Below are 17,880 nucleotides of genomic sequence, written 5' to 3' on the forward strand. Positions count from 1 at the left end.
CCGATTGAGAGCCATCAATCGGGCAAGTTTGTAAATTAAGCAAACTTAGCTACGAGAGCGTTTCTCCCGCCAGCATGAACCAGGTCTCGAGTACGGCATCGGGATTGAGCGACACGGAATCGATGCCTTGCTCCATGAGCCACTTCGCAAGATCGGGGTGGTCGGACGGGCCCTGGCCGCAGATGCCGACGTACTTGCCCTTGGCCCGGCAGGCCTGGATGGCCATGGCCAGCAGTCGCTTCACCGCCGGATTGCGCTCGTCGAACAGGTGCGCCACGATACCCGAGTCGCGATCCAGGCCCAGCGTCAATTGGGTCAGGTCGTTGGAGCCGATAGAGAAACCGTCGAAATACTCGAGGAACTCATCGGCCAGCAGCGCGTTGGCTGGCAGCTCGCACATCATGATGATCTTGAGGCCCTTGTCGCCGCGCTTGAGCCCGTTGGCCGCCATCAGCTCCACGACCTCGCGGGCCTCGTCGGTGGTACGCACGAACGGCACCATGATCTCGATGTTGTCGAGTCCCATCTCGTCGCGCACACGCTTGAGCGCCTTGCACTCCAGCTCGAAGCAGGGGCGGAAGGCATCGGAGATGTAGCGAGAGGCACCGCGGAAACCGAGCATGGGGTTCTCTTCGCCCGGCTCGTAGAGCTTGCCGCCGATCAGGTTCTCGTACTCGTTCGACTTGAAGTCGGAGAGGCGCACAATGACCCGCTGCGGATGGAACGCCGCCGCCAGGGTGGAGATACCCTCGACCAGCTTGTCGACGTAGAAGTCCACCGGGCTGGCATAGCCGGCCGTGCGCAGGTTGATGGTCTGCTGCAGGTCCAGCGGCAGGGTGTCGTATTCCAGCAGCGCCTTGGGATGTACGCCGATCATGCGATTGATGATGAACTCCAGGCGTGCCAGGCCGACACCGGCATGCGGAAGGCTGGCGAAGCTGAAGGCGCGATCCGGGTTGCCTACGTTCATCATGATCTTGAACGGGATCTCAGGCATCGAATCGACGCTGGTGACGCGACGGTCGTAGTCGAGCAGCCCCTCGTAGACATGCCCGGTGTCGCCCTCGGCACAGGAGACGGTGACGTCGCGACCATCTTCGAGAATCTCGGTGGCATCGCCGCAGCCAACCACCGCCGGGATACCCAGCTCACGAGCGATGATCGCCGCATGGCAGGTGCGCCCGCCGCGGTTGGTGACGATCGCCGAGGCACGCTTCATGATCGGCTCCCAGTCAGGATCGGTCATGTCGGTCACCAGCACATCGCCGGCATTGACCTTGTCCATCTCCTCGGGGGTAAAGACGATCTTCACCGCACCGCGACCGATACGCTGGCCGATGGCGCGCCCGCTCACCAGGGTGCGTCCCTTCTCCTTGAGATGGAAACGCTCCAGCTTACCGCCCTCCTGCTGGGAGACCACGGTTTCCGGACGCGCCTGGACGATGTAAAGCTCGCCGTCATCGCCGTCGAGCGCCCATTCGATGTCCATGGGGCGGCCGTAGTGCTGCTCGATGGTCACCGCCTGGCGCGCCAATGCCATCACCTGGTCATCGTTGATGCAGAAGCGCGCGCGGTCCTTGAGCGGTACGTCGACGGTGGAAACCGACTTGCCGGCGCTGGCATCGCTGCCGTAGATCATCTTGATCAGCTTGGAGCCGAGGTTACGCCGCAGCACGGCCGGGCGTCCCGCGGCCAGCGTCGGCTTGTGCACGTAGAACTCATCGGGATTGACCGATCCCTGAACGACCGTTTCCCCCAGCCCCCAGGAGGCGGTGACGAACACCGCGTCACGATAGCCGGACTCGGTGTCGAGGGTGAACATCACGCCCGAGGCTCCGGTCTCGGAGCGCACCATTTTTTGGATGCCCGCCGACAGCGCCACGTTCTCGTGGGCGTAGCCGCGATGCACGCGGTAGGAGATGGCACGGTCGTTGAACAGCGAGGCGAAAACCTCGTGCACGGCACGCTTGACGTTGTCGAAGCCTTCGATATTGAGGAATGTTTCCTGCTGGCCGGCGAAAGAGGCATCGGGGAGATCCTCGGCGGTAGCCGAGCTGCGCACCGCCACCTTGAGACTGGGATGCAGGCTGGACAGCTTGTCGTAAGCAGTACGCAGGTGTTCCTCGAAGGTCGGCGGCAGCGGGGTGTCGATCACCCACTGGCGAATCTCGGCACCGACGCGTGAGAGCTCACCGACGTCGTCCACGTCGAGTCGTGACAGCGCCTGATTGATACGCTCATTGAGCCCTTCATGGGCCAGGAATTCGCGATAGGCATGGGCAGTCGTGGCAAAGCCGCCAGGAACGGTGACGCCGGCTCCCGACAGGTTGGAGATCATCTCGCCGAGCGAAGCGTTCTTGCCGCCTACCCGCTCGACGTCGTCCATGCCGAGTTGATCGAACCACAGGATGTACTCTTCCACGTAACCCCCTTGAATCTTCGTTGCCCAGGCTTATCCGAAGCCCGGTTTCTGGCAAAGTGCGCAATGCTGCCCACCATAAACGCAAGCGGCCATATTCGCCATTGGTCTAACATCGAAGTCACTGGAGGTTTTTTACAACAATCGTCCGTTTCGAGCCGTTTCTGTAGTCGAGCGCTGTGCCACCGGCAGGAACCACGCCTTGCCGTCGCCGACACCAGCCCTGACAATGTTCCATCGAACCCTCTACGGATACCGCCGACGCCATGTCCCGTACCGCCTTCTTCATTTCCGACGGCACCGGCATTACTGCCGAGAGCCTGGGCCGCAGTCTGCTCGCCCAATTCGAGAACGTCGACCTGCGCATGCTGACCAAGCCCTACATCGACTCGCTCGACAAGGCCCAAACCTTGGTCGAGATCATTACGGACACCGCGATGCGCGATGGTGAGGAGCCGATCATCATCGACACCATCGTCGATGAGTCGATTCGTGAGGTGATCCGCAGCGCGCCCGGTTTCAAGATCGACATCTTCTCGACCTTCCTCAAGCCACTGGAAAAGGAGCTTGGCACCCATTCGAGCTATACCGTGGGGCGCACCCACTCCATCGGCAAGGACGAGGTGTACATGGACCGCATCCACTCGGTCCACTTCGCCCTGGACAACGACGACGGTGCCCGCACGCACCAGTACGATCAGGCCGACGTGATCCTGGTCGGCGTGTCGCGCTGTGGAAAGACGCCGACTTCGCTCTATCTCGCCCTGCAGTTCGGTATCCGCGCCGCCAACTATCCGCTCACCGAGGACGACCTCGACGAGGACGGAACCCTCAAGCTGCCCCGCGCCCTCGCTCAGTACCGTCACAAGCTGTTCGGCCTGACCATCGACCCACGCAGGCTGGCTGCGATTCGCCATGAGCGGCGACCCAACAGCCGCTACAGCTCGCTGGACCAGTGCGTGCAGGAAGTGGAACAGGCCGAGGGCCTGTATCGTCAGATGCACATTCCCTACATCGATACCACGCGCTTCTCGATCGAGGAGATCTCCACCCGCATGATCGCCGAGACGGGGCTGACGCGACGCTTCTCGCCGCGCTGAACGAGAGAGCCTAACGAACGATACCCTCGCGCCTGAGCCGCTCGATGTCCTCGGCGGTCAGGCCCATTTCGGCGAGTATCGCGTCGCTATCCTGGCCCAGCCGGGGCGGCGCGACCTCGCTCATGGCGGGCTCACTGTCGAAGCGCAGCGGACAGGCTACCTGGGGCACGTCGAGCTCGCCGCGCTTGAGTGAACGCTGCATGCCGCGATATTTCACCTGAGGGTCGTCGAAGACTTCGGCAATGGTATTGATCGGCCCGGCGGGAATGCCCCGCGCCTCCAGTTCGGCCAGCCATTCGTCGCGTCCGCGGGTGAGGAAGATGGATTGAATCAGCGGCACCAGGTCTGCACGATTGCCCACCCGGGCCGCATTGGTGGCATAGGCCGGGTCGCTGGCCCATTGCGGCTGGCCCAGCAGCTCGGCCAGGCGCTCGAATTGGCTGTCGTTGCCCACGGTCAGCACCAGATGCCCGTCGGCGCAGGCGAAGGCCTGGTAGGGCACGATGTTGGGGTGGGCATTGCCGTGGCGCTCGGGCGAGACGCCGCTGACCAGGGCATTGAGCGCCTGATTGGCGAGCGCCGCCACCTGCACGTCGAGCAGCGCCACGTCCACGTGCCGCCCCTGCCCGGTCCGGTCGCGCTCGTGCAGTGCCGCCAGCACGCCGATGGTGGCGTAGAGCCCGGTCATGACGTCGGTGATCGCTACGCCAGTCTTCATCGGCATGCCGTCCGGCTCACCGCCGATGCTCATTAATCCGCCCATGGCCTGGATCATGAAATCGTAACCGGCGCGATGCGCATAGGGGCCATCCTGGCCGAAGCCGGTGATCGAGCAACCGATCAGGCGCGGATTGAGCGCCTTGAGGCTGGCATAATCGAGGCCGTACTTGGCCAGACCGCCGACCTTGAAATTCTCCAGCACGATATCGGCGCCGGCGGCAAGTCGACGAATCAGTGTCTGGCCCCTATCGCTTGCCACATCCACTGCCAGCGACTGCTTGCCGCGATTGGCGCACAGGAAATATGCCGCCACTCTCTCAGCCTCGTCAGATTCGGCGAGCCAAGGTGGCCCCCAGCCGCGGGTGTCGTCGCCGCGCTCGGGATGCTCGATCTTGATAACCCGCGCGCCGAGGTCGGCGAACAGCTGGCCGGCCCAGGGGCCGGCCAGCACTCGCGACATGTCGAGCACCGTGATGCCTTCCAGCGGTCGACTCATCTTGACTCCTTCCACATTCGTCGCTGCGTCGCTCCTCGTTAGAGGTAACGTTTGGCGCTTGGCGAATTAGTTGGCGAAGGCTTGAAGACCGGTCTGCGCGCGACCCAGAATCAGCGCGTGAACGTCGTGAGTGCCCTCGTAGGTATTCACCGCCTCGAGGTTCATCACGTGGCGAATCACGTGGTACTCGTCGGCGATGCCGTTGCCGCCGTGCATGTCACGGGAAACGCGGGCTATGTCCAGCGCCTTGCCGCAGTTGTTGCGCTTGATCAGCGAGATCGCCTCGGGCACCAGCTGGCCGGAATCGATCATGCGGCCGACCCGCAGCGCGGCCTGCAGGCCCAGGGCGATCTCGGTCTGCATGTCGGCAAGCTTCTTCTGAATCAGTTGGTTGGCGGCCAGGGGGCGGCCGAACTGCTTGCGATCCAGAGTGTACTGGCGGGCAGCGTGCCAGCAAGCCTCGGCGGCCCCCATGCTACCCCAGGCGATGCCATAGCGTGCCCGGTTGAGGCACGAGAACGGCCCCTTCAGGCCGGTCACGCCCGGCAGGCGCTGGTCGTCGGAGACTTCCACATCCTGGATGGCGATCTGCCCGGTGATCGAGGCGCGCAGGCTGAACTTGCCTTCGATCTTGGGCGCCGTGAGTCCCTTCATGCCCTTCTCGAGGATAAAGCCGTTGACCACGCCCTCCTCGTCACGTGCCCAGACCACGAAGACGTCGGCGATCGGTGAGTTGGTGATCCAGGTCTTGGTGCCGTTGAGGCGCCAGCCGTTGTCGGTGCGCACGGCACGGGTGGACATGCCGCCCGGGTCGGAGCCGTGATCCGGCTCGGTGAGGCCGAAGCAGCCCACCCACTCACCGCTAGCCAGCTTGGGCAGGTACTTCTCGCGCTGTGCTTCGCTGCCAAAGGCGTGGATGGGGTACATCACCAGGCTCGACTGCACGCTCATGGCGCTGCGGTAGCCGGAGTCGACGCGCTCCACCTCGCGGGCGATCAGGCCGTAGCTGACGTAGTTCATGCCGGCACAGCCGTAGCCGTCGATGGTGGCGCCGAGCAGGCCCAGCTCGCCCATTTCACTCATGATCTCGCGGTCGAAGCGCTCGTGGCGGTTGGCCTCGAGCACGCGCGGCATGAGCTTGTCCTGGCAGTAGTCATGGGCGGTCTGCAGGACCATGCGCTCGTCTTCGTCGAGCTGGTCGATCAGGCGGAACGGGTCTTCCCAAGTGACGGGGGTAATCTGGCTCATGGCGGCTCTCCTGGAGGAATTTCGACATTTTTATCGAATGTAGAGCAAACAAGCCGTAAAGCCAACCCTTTCTTGCCTCCATTCCTTACACTTTTGGCCGCATGGGGCCGGCGTCATGCGCTGCCATCTCCATGCCGGCGAGACGTCGACGCAGCGCACCCCAGGCCACCGAGCCCACCGCCACATTGGCCAGCAAGAGTCCAATGAAAATTCCCTCGATACCGCCCACTACGCCACCCAGCCACGCCAGCGGCACCGTGAGCAGGAACAGCCGGATCACCGAGAGGCGCATGGCCCGGGCCGGCTCATGCAAGGCGTTGAACGACGACACCGCCAGGATCACTACGCCCTGCGCCCCCAGCCCCAGCGGCACCCACCAAAGAAAACTGCGCAGTACCTCGCTCATCTCGCCGCCCGGGGTGTAGCTGGCCACGAGCCAGGGCGCCAATAGCTGCAATAGCAGCCAGACACCTAACTGCCACGCCAGCACAAAGACGAAGCAGCCGAAGATGGCCCTTCGCACGCGTTCGTGTTGCCCGGCCCCGACGTTCTGACTGACCAGGGGCGGCAGCGTCATCGAGAGCGCCAGTACGCCGATCTGAGCAATGGCCTCGATGCGCGTGCCCACGCCGTAGCCCGCCACCGCATGGTGGCCATGGCCGGCGACGATGCGCGTCACGAGTGCCAGGGCCAACGGCGTGAACACGCTGGTTATCGCTGCCGGCACGGCAATGCGACCCAGCTCCCGCCACGACGCCAGCAGCCCGCCCGGAGTGAGATGACGCAGGTCGAGACACTCGCGCAGCTCGCGCTGGCCGAACAACGCCGCAGTCATGGCGCTCCAGCTCAGCAGCGTGGCCAAGGCCGCCCCCTGCACCCCGAGTGCCGGCAGCGGCCCCACGCCGAAGATCAGCAGCCAGTCGAGCAGCCCGTTGAGCAGCGCGGCCAGCGCCATCATCAGTCCGGGGATAAGGGTGTTGCCCTGGGCCCTCAGCACGCTGTTGAGCACTCGTGGCACGATCACCGCCGCCGCGCCCAGGTACCAGGTACCCATGTAGTCACGAATGTGCGGCAGCAGTGCGGCGTCGGCCCCGAGCAGGCGGAACAGCGGCTCGAGGGTGGCCAGGCCCAGCACGCTCAGCAGCACGCCGACCGCCAGCGCCAGCAGCGCGGCATCAGTGGCCCTGCGCCGTACCGTGGCGTGATCGCCCCGCCCCAGCAGGCGGGCCACCACCGCCGAGGTGCCGATACCCATCCCGATGGCCAGGCTGATCACCGTGAACACCACCGGAAAAGTGAACGACACCGCTGCCAGCGGCTGCGGCCCAAGCCGAGCGATGAACCAGGTATCGACCAGGTTGAAGCTCATCATGGCGATCATGCCGCCGACCACCGGCAGACACTTGCGCAGCAGGGTCAGGGCGATGGGGCCTTCGAGCAGCTCCCGTCGCATGGGGCGGCGCTCGCCTGCGCCAGAAGGGGAAACGGTGGATTTCATGAAGCCTCGAAAAGCAGAAGCGGGCACAAGATTGTGCCCGCTGCGAGGGAAAGCGCCAAAAGGCTATGTGGCTATTCGCCAGCCCTATAGAGCTTCTGAATACTGGAAAAGTCGAGACCACCGTTGCCCTGCGCCGCATGCAGGGCAAACAGGTTGCGCGCCTGTGAGCCCATCGGCACCGTGGCCTTGCAGCCCAGCGCCAGTTCCCAGGCCAGCCCCAGGTCCTTGGCCATCAGGTCGGTGAGGAAGCCACCCTGATAGTCGCGCGAGGCGGCGGACCCTTCCATCACCCCGGGCCACGGATTATAGACGTTGAGCGCCCAGTTGCCGCCGCTGCTCTGCTTCATGATCTCGGAGAGCACAGCCGGATCGAGACCGTTCTTGACCCCCAGGGCCAAGGCTTCGGCGGTGCCGCTCATGAGAATGCCGAGCAGCATGTTGTTGCAGATCTTGGCGACCTGGCCGGCCCCGACCTCACCGGCATGGAAGATGTTCTTGCCCATCGCTTCCAGTACCGGCCTGGCCTGCTCGAAACCGGCCTGACTGCCGCCTACGATGAAGGTCAAGGTACCGGCCTGGGCGCCGCCGACCCCACCGGAAACCGGAGCGTCGAGGTAGGACAGCCCGCGCTCGGCGGCGGCTTCGCCAACGGTGCGTGCATCCTGCGGCGAGATGGTGGAGGCGTCGATGATCAGCGGCTTGCCCTCGAGCGCATCGAACAGTCCCGAGGCGTCCGGCTGCCCCATATAGAGGCGGCGAACATGCTGCCCGGCCGGCAGCATCGAGATGACCACCTCCGCCCCGTTGGTCGCGTCCTGGGCGCTGGCGGCGGCCCGGGCGCCGGCTTCTTCGAGGCGCCGCATGGCGGCATCGACCAGGTCGTATACGCTGACCTCATGGCCGGCCTTGACAAGATTGAGGGCCATCGGCGCACCCATGTTGCCGAGGCCGATAAAGGCGATTTTCATGCGTGCTGCTCCTGATTGTCGTTATGCGAGAGAATGAGTGACTGGGTCAGTGGCCTTGCTTGGCGCGGCCGAGGTCGCGCAGCGGGTGCTCCTCCTCGCTCCACAGCGGCGCCAGCAGGGCCTTGAGGTCCGCTTCAGGAACGCGGGCAACGCTTTCGTGCTGCCACTTGGGGCTCTTGTCCTTGTCGATCAGCAGGGCCCTCACGCCCTCGGCGATATCGCCCAGGCGACAGCACTGCACCGAGAGGTTCAACTCTTCGCGGAAGGCATCGGCCAGGCAGGTGTGGCGATGTCGCTCGAGCATGCGCCAGACCAGATGGGCGCTCAGCGGACTGCCGGCCGCCAGCCGCTTGCGGTTAGCGGCAAGCCAGGTGTCGTCACGTGCGTCCTCGAGGATACGTTCGACCGCGGCGACGGCATCGACCTGGCCCACCAGCGCCTGAATATGATCGATCAACGGCGCAACCTGCGGCGCTGGTGCCCGGTCGCGCGCCTCGAGCTCGTCCAGGACCCGCTGCACTCCGGCCTGCAGGTCACGGGGGCTGCGGGTTCCGTAATCGGTCTCGCCCAGCGCTTCCAGCAAAGCCTCACGTCGCTCGCGCGGCACAAAGTGGTCGGCCAGCCCCAGATCGAGCGCATCGCGGGCATTGAGCTGGCCCCCGGTAATGCCCAGATAGGCGCCAACGCCCGGCGGCATGCGATTGAGGAACCAGCTGGCACCGATGTCCGGATAGAGCCCGATGGTGATCTCGGGCATGGCGATCAGCGTGGTTTCGGTTACCAAGCGCCGCGAGGCACCCGCCATCAGACCCAGGCCGCCGCCCATGACGATGCCGTCGCCCCACACCAGGATCGGCTTGGGATAGGTGTGGATGCGGTAATCGAGACGATATTCCGTGGTGAAGTAGCTCTCGGCAAAGAGGCTGTCGCGCCCGGCGCCGGGATCGTCGCCTTCCTCGGTCATAGAACGGTACAGCGCCACCACATCACCACCGGCACAGAACGCCTTTTCTCCGGCCCCCTCCAGCCATACCGCCACGATGCTGCGATCCACCGCCCAGGCCTCGAGCTTGGCATCGAGCTGCCGCGCCATCTCCAGCGACAGGGCATTGAGCGACTTGGGCGCGTTGAGGGTGGCGACACCGATGCGTCCGCCGTCGCGAGTAGGCAGCTCATCGAAGATGACTGCTAGATCCGTCATGCCTGCTTTCTCCTTATGCTCGTTGCAGCCAATGCTCATTGCAGCGTTTCGATCACGCCGTCCGCCAGCAGACGGCGTGCCACGATCACACGCATGATCTCGTTGGTACCCTCGAGGATCTGGTGAACGCGGGTATCGCGCACCATGCGCTCCAGGGGAAACTCCCTAAGGTAACCATAACCGCCATGCAGCTGCAGCGCCTCGTTGCAGACGTTGAAGCCCATATCGGTAGCGAAACGCTTGGCCATGGCGCAATAGGCCGTGACTTCCGGGTCGCCCTGGTCGAGGCGCCAGGCGGCGTGGCGAACCATCAGCCGCGCCGCCGCCAGCTCGGTCGCCATATCGGCCAGCTTGAACTGCAGCGCCTGGAATTGCGCCAGCTCTCGGCCGAACTGCTTGCGCTCCTGCAGGTAGTTGCGTGACAAGGTCAGCGCATGCTGAGCGGCGCCCAACGAACAGCTGGCGATATTCAGCCGGCCGCCGTCAAGCCCCTTCATCGCCAGCTTGAAGCCTTCACCCTCCTCGCCGAGCCGGTTGCCCACCGGCACGCGCACGCCATCGAAGCTGATCAGCCGGGTGGGCTGGCTCTTCCAGCCCATCTTCTCTTCGTTCTTGCCGTACTCGATGCCAGCGGCATCCGCCGGCACCAGGATCGCCGACACGCCGCCGGCGCCGCTGTCGGGCGCACCGGTGCGTGCCATGACCACCATCACGTCGTTGGCCCCGGCTCCGGAGATGAACATCTTGGAACCCGTGATGACATACTCGTCACCCTCGCGCACGGCCTTGGTCCGCAGGCTGGCGGCATCCGAACCGGAGCCCGGCTCAGTCAGGCAGTAGCAGCCCAGGCACTCACCGCTGATCAGGCGCTCGACCCAGCTCTCGCGCAGCGCCTCGCTGCCCCAGCTGGCCACCATCCAGGCCACCATGTTGTGGATGGTAAGATAGGCGGTCGTCGAGATGCAGCCCTGGGAGAGCTGCTCGAAGATCAGCGAGGCATCGAGCCGCGACAGGCCCAGGCCGCCACGCTCCTCGGGGATGTAAATGCCGAGGAAGCCCGCCTCACCTGCCCGGCGAATGACATCGACCGGAAAGTGAGAAGTGGCGTCCCATTCGGCAGCGTGATCGGCCAGTTCCGCTCGCGAAAAATCCGCGGCGGCCTGGACGAGTGCCTTCTGATCGTCGGTAAGGGAGAAATCCATTGCGCTGTCCTCAAGCAGTTTGGCGGTCCGTTCGTCCAGCAAAAACCGGCTGGCTGGGTCAACGAGGCCGCACCTCATCGCCAACCAACCTAGCACTTGCTAGGTTTTATCGCATACCTCCCTTGGTCGACAACCACTTTACGTTAACGTCAACGTCGTCTAGTGTTGCGATTAGTGGAGGGACATCGCCAGACGGCCCGTCCAACTCATAGGAAACGAATGAGATGAGCATACCCAAAGCGGAAGTCGCCCCCCCGGCCAACGGCAACAGCCTTCCCCGGCATCGCCGTACCTATTCGATAGGCGAATTGGCCCGGATGTTCGAAGTGACCCCCCGCACGATCCGCTTCTATGAGCAGGAGGGGCTGCTGGCGCCGGAGCGCCGTGGCCAGACCCGCATCTACCACGAAAAGGACCGGGTTCGCCTCAAGCTGACCCTGCGCGGCAAGCGTCTGGGCTTTTCGCTGGCCGAGATTCGCGAGGTCATCGAGATGTACGACGCCATGCCCGACGGCAACGCGCGACAGCTCAAGCGCCTGCTGGAAATCCTGGCCGACAAGCGCAGCAACATGGAGCGTCAGCTCGAGGACATTCGCCTGATGCAGCGCGAACTCGATGACGTGGAGATGCGCGCCCGCGAAGTGCTCGAACGTCTCGCCCAGCCCTAAGGCCGGGTCACCGCAACGTTACGTCCTCGCCACGCCGTTCAACGGATGGGCCGCCAGTGATGGCGCTCATCGGCAATCGACTACCGCAGCCAACTGCACAACAAGACGGGTAATACGATGACACGCCAAGCACTTCCTGAACGCGTATCGAACAGTTACGTCAGCGGCATCAGCGATACACCGCTCAAGGGCGAAACCATCGGCGACTGCTTCGACGCGACCGTGGCGCGCTTTCCCGATGGCGAAGCGCTGCTCAGTCTGCATCAAGGGCTGCGCTATACCTGGCAGGAGCTTCAACAGTCGGTGAATCAGGCCGCCCGAGCCCTGCTCGCGCTGGGCGTGAAGAAAGGCGATCGAGTCGGCATCTGGTCACCCAACTGCGCCGAGTGGACCATCACCCAGTTCGCCACAGCCAAGATCGGCGCCATCCTGGTCAATATCAACCCCAGCTACCGCACCCACGAACTCGAGTACGCGCTCAAGCAGTCCGGCACTTCCACCCTGATCCTTCAGGGCCAGTTCAAGAGTTCCGACTACGTGGCCACCCTGGCGGAGCTGGCGCCGGAGCTGCGTGACGGCGCGCCCTCCACTTTTTCCTGCGCCAAGCTGCCCGAGCTCAAGCGCGTGGTGTGCCTCGATGCCGACCGCACCCTGACCGGCATGTTCAGCTGGCAGAGCATGCTGGCGCATGCCGATGAAGTCTCGGATGAACACCTTGCCGACATTCAGGCCACGCTGCAGTTCGACGAACCGATCAACATCCAGTACACCTCGGGCACCACCGGTGCGCCCAAGGGTGCCACCCTCTCCCACCACAACATCCTCAACAACGGTTTCTTCGTCGCCCGCACCATGGGCTTTTCGGAGAAGGATCGCCTGGTCATTCCGGTGCCGCTCTACCACTGCTTCGGCATGGTGATGGGCAACCTGGGCTGCGTGACCCACGGCGCCACCATGATCTATCCTGGCGACGGCTTCGATCCGGAAGCCACGCTCAAGGCGGTCTCCGAGGAAAAGGCCACAGCGCTCTACGGCGTGCCGACGATGTTCATCGCCGAACTGGAACATCCCGACTTCGCCCAGTACGATCTCTCCTCCCTGCGCACCGGCATCATGGCTGGCTCCATCTGCCCCATCGAGGTAATGCGCAAGGTCATCGACAAGATGCACATGGAAGACGTCACCATCTGCTACGGCATGACCGAGACCAGCCCGGTGAGCTTCCAGACCCAGACCGATGCCCCGCTGGAGAAGCGGGTGACCACGGTGGGCACCATCCATCCCCACCTGGAGGTCAAGCTGGTCAGCCCCGAGACCGGTGCGGTGGTACCGCGCGGCGAAACCGGCGAACTGTGCACCCGCGGCTACAGCGTGATGCTCGGCTACTGGAACAACGAGGAAGCCACGGCCAAGTCGATCGACAGCGCGGGGTGGATGCACACCGGCGACCTGGCGACCATGGACGAAGAGGGCTACGTGGCCATCGTCGGGCGGATCAAGGACATGATCATTCGCGGCGGCGAAAACATCTATCCGCGTGAAATCGAGGACTTCCTCTATACCCATCCGGCCATCTCCGACGTGCAGGTGATCGGCGTGCCCGACGAAAAGTACGGCGAGGAAGTCATGGCCTGGGTCAAGCTCGGCGATGGACAGAAGCTTACCTCCGACGAGCTCAAGGAGTTCTGCAAGGGCAAGATCGCCCACTACAAGATCCCGCGCTACGTGAAGTTCGTTGACGAGTTCCCGATGACCGTTACCGGCAAGATCCAGAAGTTCAAGATGCGTGAGGAAGCCACCCACGAGCTCGGCCTGGCCTGAACCGCTGACAAGGCGATGCCTTGACGGCCGTCACGCCCCTGCCTCGGCAGGGGCGTTTGCGTTTCGCCTTCAGACGATGCGTTCCCGTATCCAATCGATGAAGGCGCGCACCTTGTAGAGGTCCGCCATGTGCTCCGGGTAAGCCATGTAATAGGCGTCCCGGCTCTTCAGGCTGAACGACCAAGGAACCACCAGCTTGCCCTCGTCGATCTCTTCCTGGGCCAGGAAACGCGGCACCAGCGCCACGCCGCAGCCGGCCTGCGCCGCCCGCAGCGCCATGTAGAACGTATCGAAACGCGGCCCATGGTAGCTGTGCTCGGTGTACTGGCCCTGGGCATCGAACCAGTCGTGCCAAGCCTCCGGCCGGGTGGCGCTCTGCAGCAGCACGAGCCGCGTCAGTGCCAGCGGTTCCTCCACCCTCATGCCTTCCAGCGCCTGCGGCGAGCAGACCGGCACGATCTCCTCCTCGAGCAGCCTGATGCATTCGGCCTTGGGCCAGGCCCCGTGGCCGAAGAAGAACGCCACCTCCACCCGTTCCTGCTGCATGTCGAACGGCTCGACCCGGTTGCTGATGTTGAGGTTGATGTTGGGATGGCGAAAGCGGAAACCGTTGAGCCGAGGGATAAGCCAGCGCGCGCCAAAGGTAGGCAGGGTCGCCACGTTGAGCACGTCCGCCTCGCCGCCGTATGACTGCATGTAGCGCGTCGACATCTCCACCTGGGCGAGGATCTTGCGCGCCTCGCCCAAGTAGATCGCCCCCTCGGGTGTGAGGTGCAAGCGCCGACGAATACGCCGGAAAAGCGGATGCTCCAGGATCGACTCCAGCTGTGCGACCTGCTTGCTCACGGCGCTCTGGGTCAAGCTCAACTCATCTGCCGCACGGGTGAAGCTCAGATGGCGGGCCGCCGCCTCGAAGCATTGCAACCCGGCCAGGGAAGGAAGGTGTCGACGACTCATTTCGCCCGCCTAGCATGAAATTAAGGAATGATATGTATCGTAATCGTCGCTTGTTGCCTTTTGGCAGCGCTAGCGATACTGGCGCCACGACATTCTCGGATGATAACGATAGGAGAAAGAATGATCGACTCCCTGATGCAGCGCCTCGGCGTGGCGCCTGAACAGTATCGAGACGGCGATATCGCGGTCGCCACTCCCATCGACGGCAGCGAAATCGGTCGTGTACGAACGGCCACTGCCCAAGAGATCGACACGGCCATCGCCAACGCCCAGCGCGCTTTCGAAGCGTGGCGCCAGGTGCCCGCTCCGCGTCGCGGCGAACTGGTTCGCCTGTTCGGCGATCAGCTGCGCCGCCACAAGGAGGACCTGGGCGCACTGGTCACCTGGGAGTGCGGCAAGATCCTCCAGGAAGGGCTCGGTGAAGTGCAGGAGATGATCGACATCTGCGATCTTGCCGTGGGTCAGTCCCGCCAGCTCTATGGTCTCACCATCGCCTCCGAGCGTCCCGGGCACCATATGCGTGAGAGCTGGCATCCGCTCGGCCCGATCGGGTTGATCACCGCCTTCAATTTTCCGGTCGCCCCCTGGGCCTGGAATGCGGCACTGGCCCTGGTATGCGGCGACAGCCTGCTGTGGAAGCCCTCCGAAAAGACACCGCTCACCGCCCTGGCCTGCCAGGCGCTGCTCGAGCGCGCTATGGCCGAGTTCGGCGATGACGCGCCCCAATACCTCAGCCAGGTGATCATCGGCGAACGTGCCGCAGGCGAGCAACTGACCGACGACGCCAGGGTCCCCCTGATCAGCGCCACCGGCAGCACGCGCATGGGCCGTGAAGTGGGGCCGCGCGTGGCCGCCCGCTTCGGTCGCAGCATCCTCGAACTGGGCGGCAACAATGCCATGATCCTGACGCCCAGCGCCGACCTGGACATGGCCGTCCGCGCCATCCTCTTCTCGGCGGTGGGCACCGCTGGCCAGCGTTGCACCACGCTGCGCCGCCTGGTGGTGCATCGCTCCATCAAGGAAGAGGTCGTCGCCCGGCTCAAGCAGGCCTATACCGGCATCAGTATCGGCGACCCGCTCGAAGGCAATCTGATCGGCCCGCTGATCGACCGCCAGGCCTTCGACACCATGCAGGTAGTGCTGACCCAGGCCCGCGAACAGGGTGCCAACGTATTCGGCGGTCAGCGCCAGCTCGCCGAGCAGTATCCCGAGGGCTACTACGTGGCGCCGGCCATCGTCGAGGTCGAAGGCCAGAGCGACCTGGTGCGGCACGAAACCTTCGCACCGATCCTCTACGTGATCGACTACGAAGCGCTCGACGAGGCCATCGCACTCAACAACGACGTGCCCCAGGGCCTTTCCTCCTGCATCTTCACCACCGACGTGCGCGAGGCGGAAACCTTCGTTTCCGCGGTGGGCAGCGATTGCGGTATCGCCAACGTTAACATCGGCCCCAGCGGCGCCGAGATCGGCGGCGCCTTCGGTGGCGAGAAGGAAACCGGTGGCGGCCGCGAGTCAGGCTCTGACGTATGGAAAAGCTACATGCGCCGCCAGACCAACACGGTCAATTATTCCCGGGAGCTACCGCTCGCCCAGGGCATCAAGTTCGACTGACCGGTTAGGTATCCTCGGCCTCGGCGCAGCGGCTCGCCGAGGCCTTCCCCATCACCCGATGTACGGGAGGCACAATGAAGGAACGCTGTCTCTGGCACGACACCTCTCCGGAGCCGCCCCTGGAGCTGCCCATGCTGCAGGGCGATCACAGCACCGATGTGCTGGTGATTGGTGGAGGGATTACCGGTCTCAGCACCGCCCTGCACCTGGCCGAGGCTGGCGTGAGCGTGACCCTGATCGAAGCCGGCGACGTACCCAGCGGCGCTTCAGGACGCAATGTCGGCCTCGTCAACGCGGGACTGTGGATTCCACCTGACGACATCGAGACGGTGCTTGGCGAGGAGATCGGCGAGCGCGCCAATACCATCCTCGGCGGCGCCCCTGCAGTCGTCTTTTCATTGATCGAGCGGCACGGTATCGCATGCCAGGCAACCCGCACCGGTACCCTGCACATGGCACACAATGGCAAGGGCGAGCAGGAACTGGCACGACGAGCGGAGCAGTTGCAACGACGCGGCGCCCCGGTGGCACTGCTCGCAGCTGACGAGTGCCAGAGACTCGTGGGCACCAGGCGCATCCACCGCGCCCTGCTCGACCACCGCGCCGGCACACTGAATCCCAGCGCCTACACCCGTGGCCTGGCGCGTGCCGCGCAGGCGGCCGGCGCACGCCTGCATACCCACAGCGCCGCCACCGGCGTCACCCGAGCGGGAGACGACTGGCGGGTCACCACTGCTCAGGGCAGCATCCAGGCCCAGCGCATGGTGCTTGCCACCAACGCCTATACCGAGGATCGGTGGAACGAGGTCCGCCGCCATTTCTTCGTCGGCCACTTCTACCAGGTTGCCTCCCGACCACTGTCCGGCGGGGCTGCCGATGAGGTCCTGCCAGAGCGCCATGGTGCCTGGGATACGCGCATGGTGCTGAGCAGCCTGCGCCGCGATGCCGAAGGCCGACTGATCCTTGGCAGCCTCGGCAAGGGGGAAGGCAAGCCCGCCGCCTTCCTGCGCTGCTGGGCCAACCGCATCCAGCGTCACTACTTCCCTCGGTTGAATAGCATCGAATGGGAATACAGCTGGACGGGACGCATCGGCTTCACGCCCGATCATACGCTGCGCCTCTTCGAGCTTGCCCCGGGCGTGCTTGGCGTCTCCGGCTACAACGGGCGCGGTATCACCACTGGCACCGTGGTGGGCAAGGGTTTCGCTCGATACCTGATGACCGGCGAGGACGATGCCCTGCCCCTGCCGATTCGCACACCCCGGCCGATACGCGCCAGATCGCTACGCAGCTCCGGCTATGAAAGCGGCTTCACGCTCTATCACACGGGACAGTGCCTGAGAGTGCTGGGTTGAGCAACTTACGGCTGGAAGCAGGCATCGATGGGAACCGGCACAGTTACTTCGTCTTTCACCAGCTCCATCACCACGAAGGAGTGCGTTTGATGGACATTCGGCAACCGGCCGATCTGCTGGACCAGCACGGCCCGGTAATGGGAGATATCGTGAGTTCTCACCTTGAGCAGGTAGTCGAAGTTACCCGCCACCATGTAGCAGCCCTGCACTTCGGGAATGAGGCGCACGGCCTCGTTGAAACGGTCCAGGGCGTCTTCGCTGGTCTTTTCCATCGTCACCAGCACCACCAGCACATGGCCCGCCCCCAACTGCTCGGGGTCAAGGTCGGCACGGTAGCCGCGGATGATGCCGGCCTGCTCGAGCCGGCGTACACGCTGAGCGCAAGGCGTCTTGGTCAGATTGACCCGGCTGGCAAGCTCCACGATGGAAAGACGCCCGTTCTCCTGCAACTGGTTCAGGATACGGCGGTCTATGCGGTCCAGTTTGTTAGCCATATTGCCTACCATTTTTTGTTTTTAAGGACAAAGGTAAAACAATCTAGCGTTATTTGGAGCCAATTCCTATCTAAATTGGCCAACAATTAGGCTTTAGTGACGGTGCTCCTGACAACAAG

The 17,880-nt window shown here is 64.0% G+C and carries 14 protein-coding genes; 5 read left to right on the top strand and 9 right to left on the bottom strand.

Annotated elements, in window-relative coordinates; all coding sequences use genetic code 11:
* Nucleotides 1-49: 49 nt before the first annotated feature.
* Nucleotides 50-2,422, bottom strand: coding sequence for a phosphoenolpyruvate synthase (gene ppsA, locus KPL81_RS08250; RefSeq protein ID WP_219791423.1), 2,373 nt, complete (start codon nucleotides 2,420-2,422; stop codon nucleotides 50-52).
* 263 nt (nucleotides 2,423-2,685) lie between these two features.
* Between ppsA and ppsR the strand changes: the two genes are divergently transcribed.
* Nucleotides 2,686-3,519: a posphoenolpyruvate synthetase regulatory kinase/phosphorylase PpsR gene (ppsR, locus tag KPL81_RS08255; protein WP_209472211.1), complete on the top strand. Its 834-nt coding sequence runs from the start codon at nucleotides 2,686-2,688 to the stop codon at nucleotides 3,517-3,519.
* Nucleotides 3,520-3,529: 10 nt separating this feature from the next.
* On the opposite strand, the gene KPL81_RS08260 is transcribed toward ppsR, so the two are convergent.
* The 6 genes from KPL81_RS08260 to KPL81_RS08285 form a co-directional block, all read right to left on the bottom strand.
* The gene (locus tag KPL81_RS08260) at nucleotides 3,530-4,735 is read right to left on the bottom strand and encodes a CaiB/BaiF CoA transferase family protein (protein WP_219791424.1); all 1,206 of its coding nucleotides are present in this window, start codon (nucleotides 4,733-4,735) and stop codon (nucleotides 3,530-3,532) included.
* A 66-nt stretch (nucleotides 4,736-4,801) separates the two neighbouring features.
* On the bottom strand, nucleotides 4,802-5,983 hold the full coding sequence (locus KPL81_RS08265) for an acyl-CoA dehydrogenase (protein WP_219791425.1): 1,182 nt from the start codon (nucleotides 5,981-5,983) through the stop codon (nucleotides 4,802-4,804).
* An 85-nt stretch (nucleotides 5,984-6,068) separates the two neighbouring features.
* On the bottom strand, nucleotides 6,069-7,481 hold the full coding sequence (locus KPL81_RS08270) for an MATE family efflux transporter (protein WP_240549144.1): 1,413 nt from the start codon (nucleotides 7,479-7,481) through the stop codon (nucleotides 6,069-6,071).
* A gap of 71 nt (nucleotides 7,482-7,552) precedes the next feature.
* Nucleotides 7,553-8,449, bottom strand: coding sequence for a 3-hydroxyisobutyrate dehydrogenase (mmsB, locus tag KPL81_RS08275; RefSeq protein ID WP_219791426.1), 897 nt, complete (start codon nucleotides 8,447-8,449; stop codon nucleotides 7,553-7,555).
* Nucleotides 8,450-8,495: 46 nt separating this feature from the next.
* Nucleotides 8,496-9,650: an enoyl-CoA hydratase/isomerase family protein gene (locus tag KPL81_RS08280; RefSeq protein WP_219791427.1), complete on the bottom strand. Its 1,155-nt coding sequence runs from the start codon at nucleotides 9,648-9,650 to the stop codon at nucleotides 8,496-8,498.
* 35 nt (nucleotides 9,651-9,685) lie between these two features.
* Nucleotides 9,686-10,852, bottom strand: a complete 1,167-nt coding sequence (locus KPL81_RS08285) for an acyl-CoA dehydrogenase family protein (RefSeq protein ID WP_219791428.1) — start codon at nucleotides 10,850-10,852, stop codon at nucleotides 9,686-9,688.
* 224 nt (nucleotides 10,853-11,076) lie between these two features.
* Here KPL81_RS08285 and KPL81_RS08290 point away from each other — a divergent pair, with 224 nt between their 5' ends.
* A complete protein-coding gene (locus tag KPL81_RS08290) occupies nucleotides 11,077-11,520 on the top strand; it encodes a MerR family transcriptional regulator (protein WP_209472217.1) in 444 nt (147 codons plus the stop codon).
* Between the two features lie 117 nt (nucleotides 11,521-11,637).
* Nucleotides 11,638-13,341 (top strand): AMP-binding protein, encoded by a 1,704-nt coding sequence (locus tag KPL81_RS08295; protein WP_219791429.1) that lies wholly within the window; start codon nucleotides 11,638-11,640, stop codon nucleotides 13,339-13,341.
* Between the two features lie 69 nt (nucleotides 13,342-13,410).
* On the opposite strand, the gene gcvA is transcribed toward KPL81_RS08295, so the two are convergent.
* Nucleotides 13,411-14,298 carry a transcriptional regulator GcvA gene (gene gcvA, locus KPL81_RS08300; protein ID WP_209472219.1) on the bottom strand — a complete coding sequence of 296 codons (888 nt, stop codon included), beginning with the start codon at nucleotides 14,296-14,298 and terminating at the stop codon, nucleotides 13,411-13,413.
* Nucleotides 14,299-14,418: 120 nt separating this feature from the next.
* On the opposite strand from gcvA, the gene amaB reads away from it, so the two are divergent.
* Nucleotides 14,419-15,912, top strand: coding sequence for an L-piperidine-6-carboxylate dehydrogenase (gene amaB / locus KPL81_RS08305; protein WP_219791430.1), 1,494 nt, complete (start codon nucleotides 14,419-14,421; stop codon nucleotides 15,910-15,912).
* A 74-nt stretch (nucleotides 15,913-15,986) separates the two neighbouring features.
* Entirely contained in the window at nucleotides 15,987-17,267 is a 1,281-nt protein-coding gene (amaA, locus tag KPL81_RS08310) for an L-pipecolate oxidase (RefSeq protein WP_219791431.1), read from the top strand.
* A gap of 5 nt (nucleotides 17,268-17,272) precedes the next feature.
* Here the strand turns inward: amaA and KPL81_RS08315 are convergent, their stop codons facing one another.
* Nucleotides 17,273-17,761 carry an Lrp/AsnC family transcriptional regulator gene (locus KPL81_RS08315; RefSeq protein WP_219791432.1) on the bottom strand — a complete coding sequence of 163 codons (489 nt, stop codon included), beginning with the start codon at nucleotides 17,759-17,761 and terminating at the stop codon, nucleotides 17,273-17,275.
* Nucleotides 17,762-17,880: the final 119 nt, after the last annotated feature.

The organism is Billgrantia antri (assembly GCF_019430905.1).
GTDB classification, from domain to species: domain Bacteria; phylum Pseudomonadota; class Gammaproteobacteria; order Pseudomonadales; family Halomonadaceae; genus Halomonas; species Halomonas antri.

Excerpts from the sequence above, each read along its gene's own strand:
- KPL81_RS08315 (WP_219791432.1), bottom strand. The coding sequence starts at position 17,761 with ATGGCTAACAAACTGGACCGCATAGACCGCCGTATCCTGAACCAGTTG.
- KPL81_RS08270 (WP_240549144.1), bottom strand. The coding sequence starts at position 7,481 with ATGAAATCCACCGTTTCCCCTTCTGGCGCAGGCGAGCGCCGCCCCATG.
- ppsR (WP_209472211.1), top strand. The coding sequence starts at position 2,686 with ATGTCCCGTACCGCCTTCTTCATTTCCGACGGCACCGGCATTACTGCC.
- gcvA (WP_209472219.1), bottom strand. The coding sequence starts at position 14,298 with ATGAGTCGTCGACACCTTCCTTCCCTGGCCGGGTTGCAATGCTTCGAG.
- KPL81_RS08265 (WP_219791425.1), bottom strand. The coding sequence starts at position 5,983 with ATGAGCCAGATTACCCCCGTCACTTGGGAAGACCCGTTCCGCCTGATC.
- amaA (WP_219791431.1), top strand. The coding sequence starts at position 15,987 with ATGAAGGAACGCTGTCTCTGGCACGACACCTCTCCGGAGCCGCCCCTG.
- amaB (WP_219791430.1), top strand. The coding sequence starts at position 14,419 with ATGATCGACTCCCTGATGCAGCGCCTCGGCGTGGCGCCTGAACAGTAT.
- KPL81_RS08260 (WP_219791424.1), bottom strand. The coding sequence starts at position 4,735 with ATGAGTCGACCGCTGGAAGGCATCACGGTGCTCGACATGTCGCGAGTG.
- KPL81_RS08280 (WP_219791427.1), bottom strand. The coding sequence starts at position 9,650 with ATGACGGATCTAGCAGTCATCTTCGATGAGCTGCCTACTCGCGACGGC.
- KPL81_RS08295 (WP_219791429.1), top strand. The coding sequence starts at position 11,638 with ATGACACGCCAAGCACTTCCTGAACGCGTATCGAACAGTTACGTCAGC.
- mmsB (WP_219791426.1), bottom strand. The coding sequence starts at position 8,449 with ATGAAAATCGCCTTTATCGGCCTCGGCAACATGGGTGCGCCGATGGCC.
- KPL81_RS08290 (WP_209472217.1), top strand. The coding sequence starts at position 11,077 with ATGAGCATACCCAAAGCGGAAGTCGCCCCCCCGGCCAACGGCAACAGC.
- KPL81_RS08285 (WP_219791428.1), bottom strand. The coding sequence starts at position 10,852 with ATGGATTTCTCCCTTACCGACGATCAGAAGGCACTCGTCCAGGCCGCC.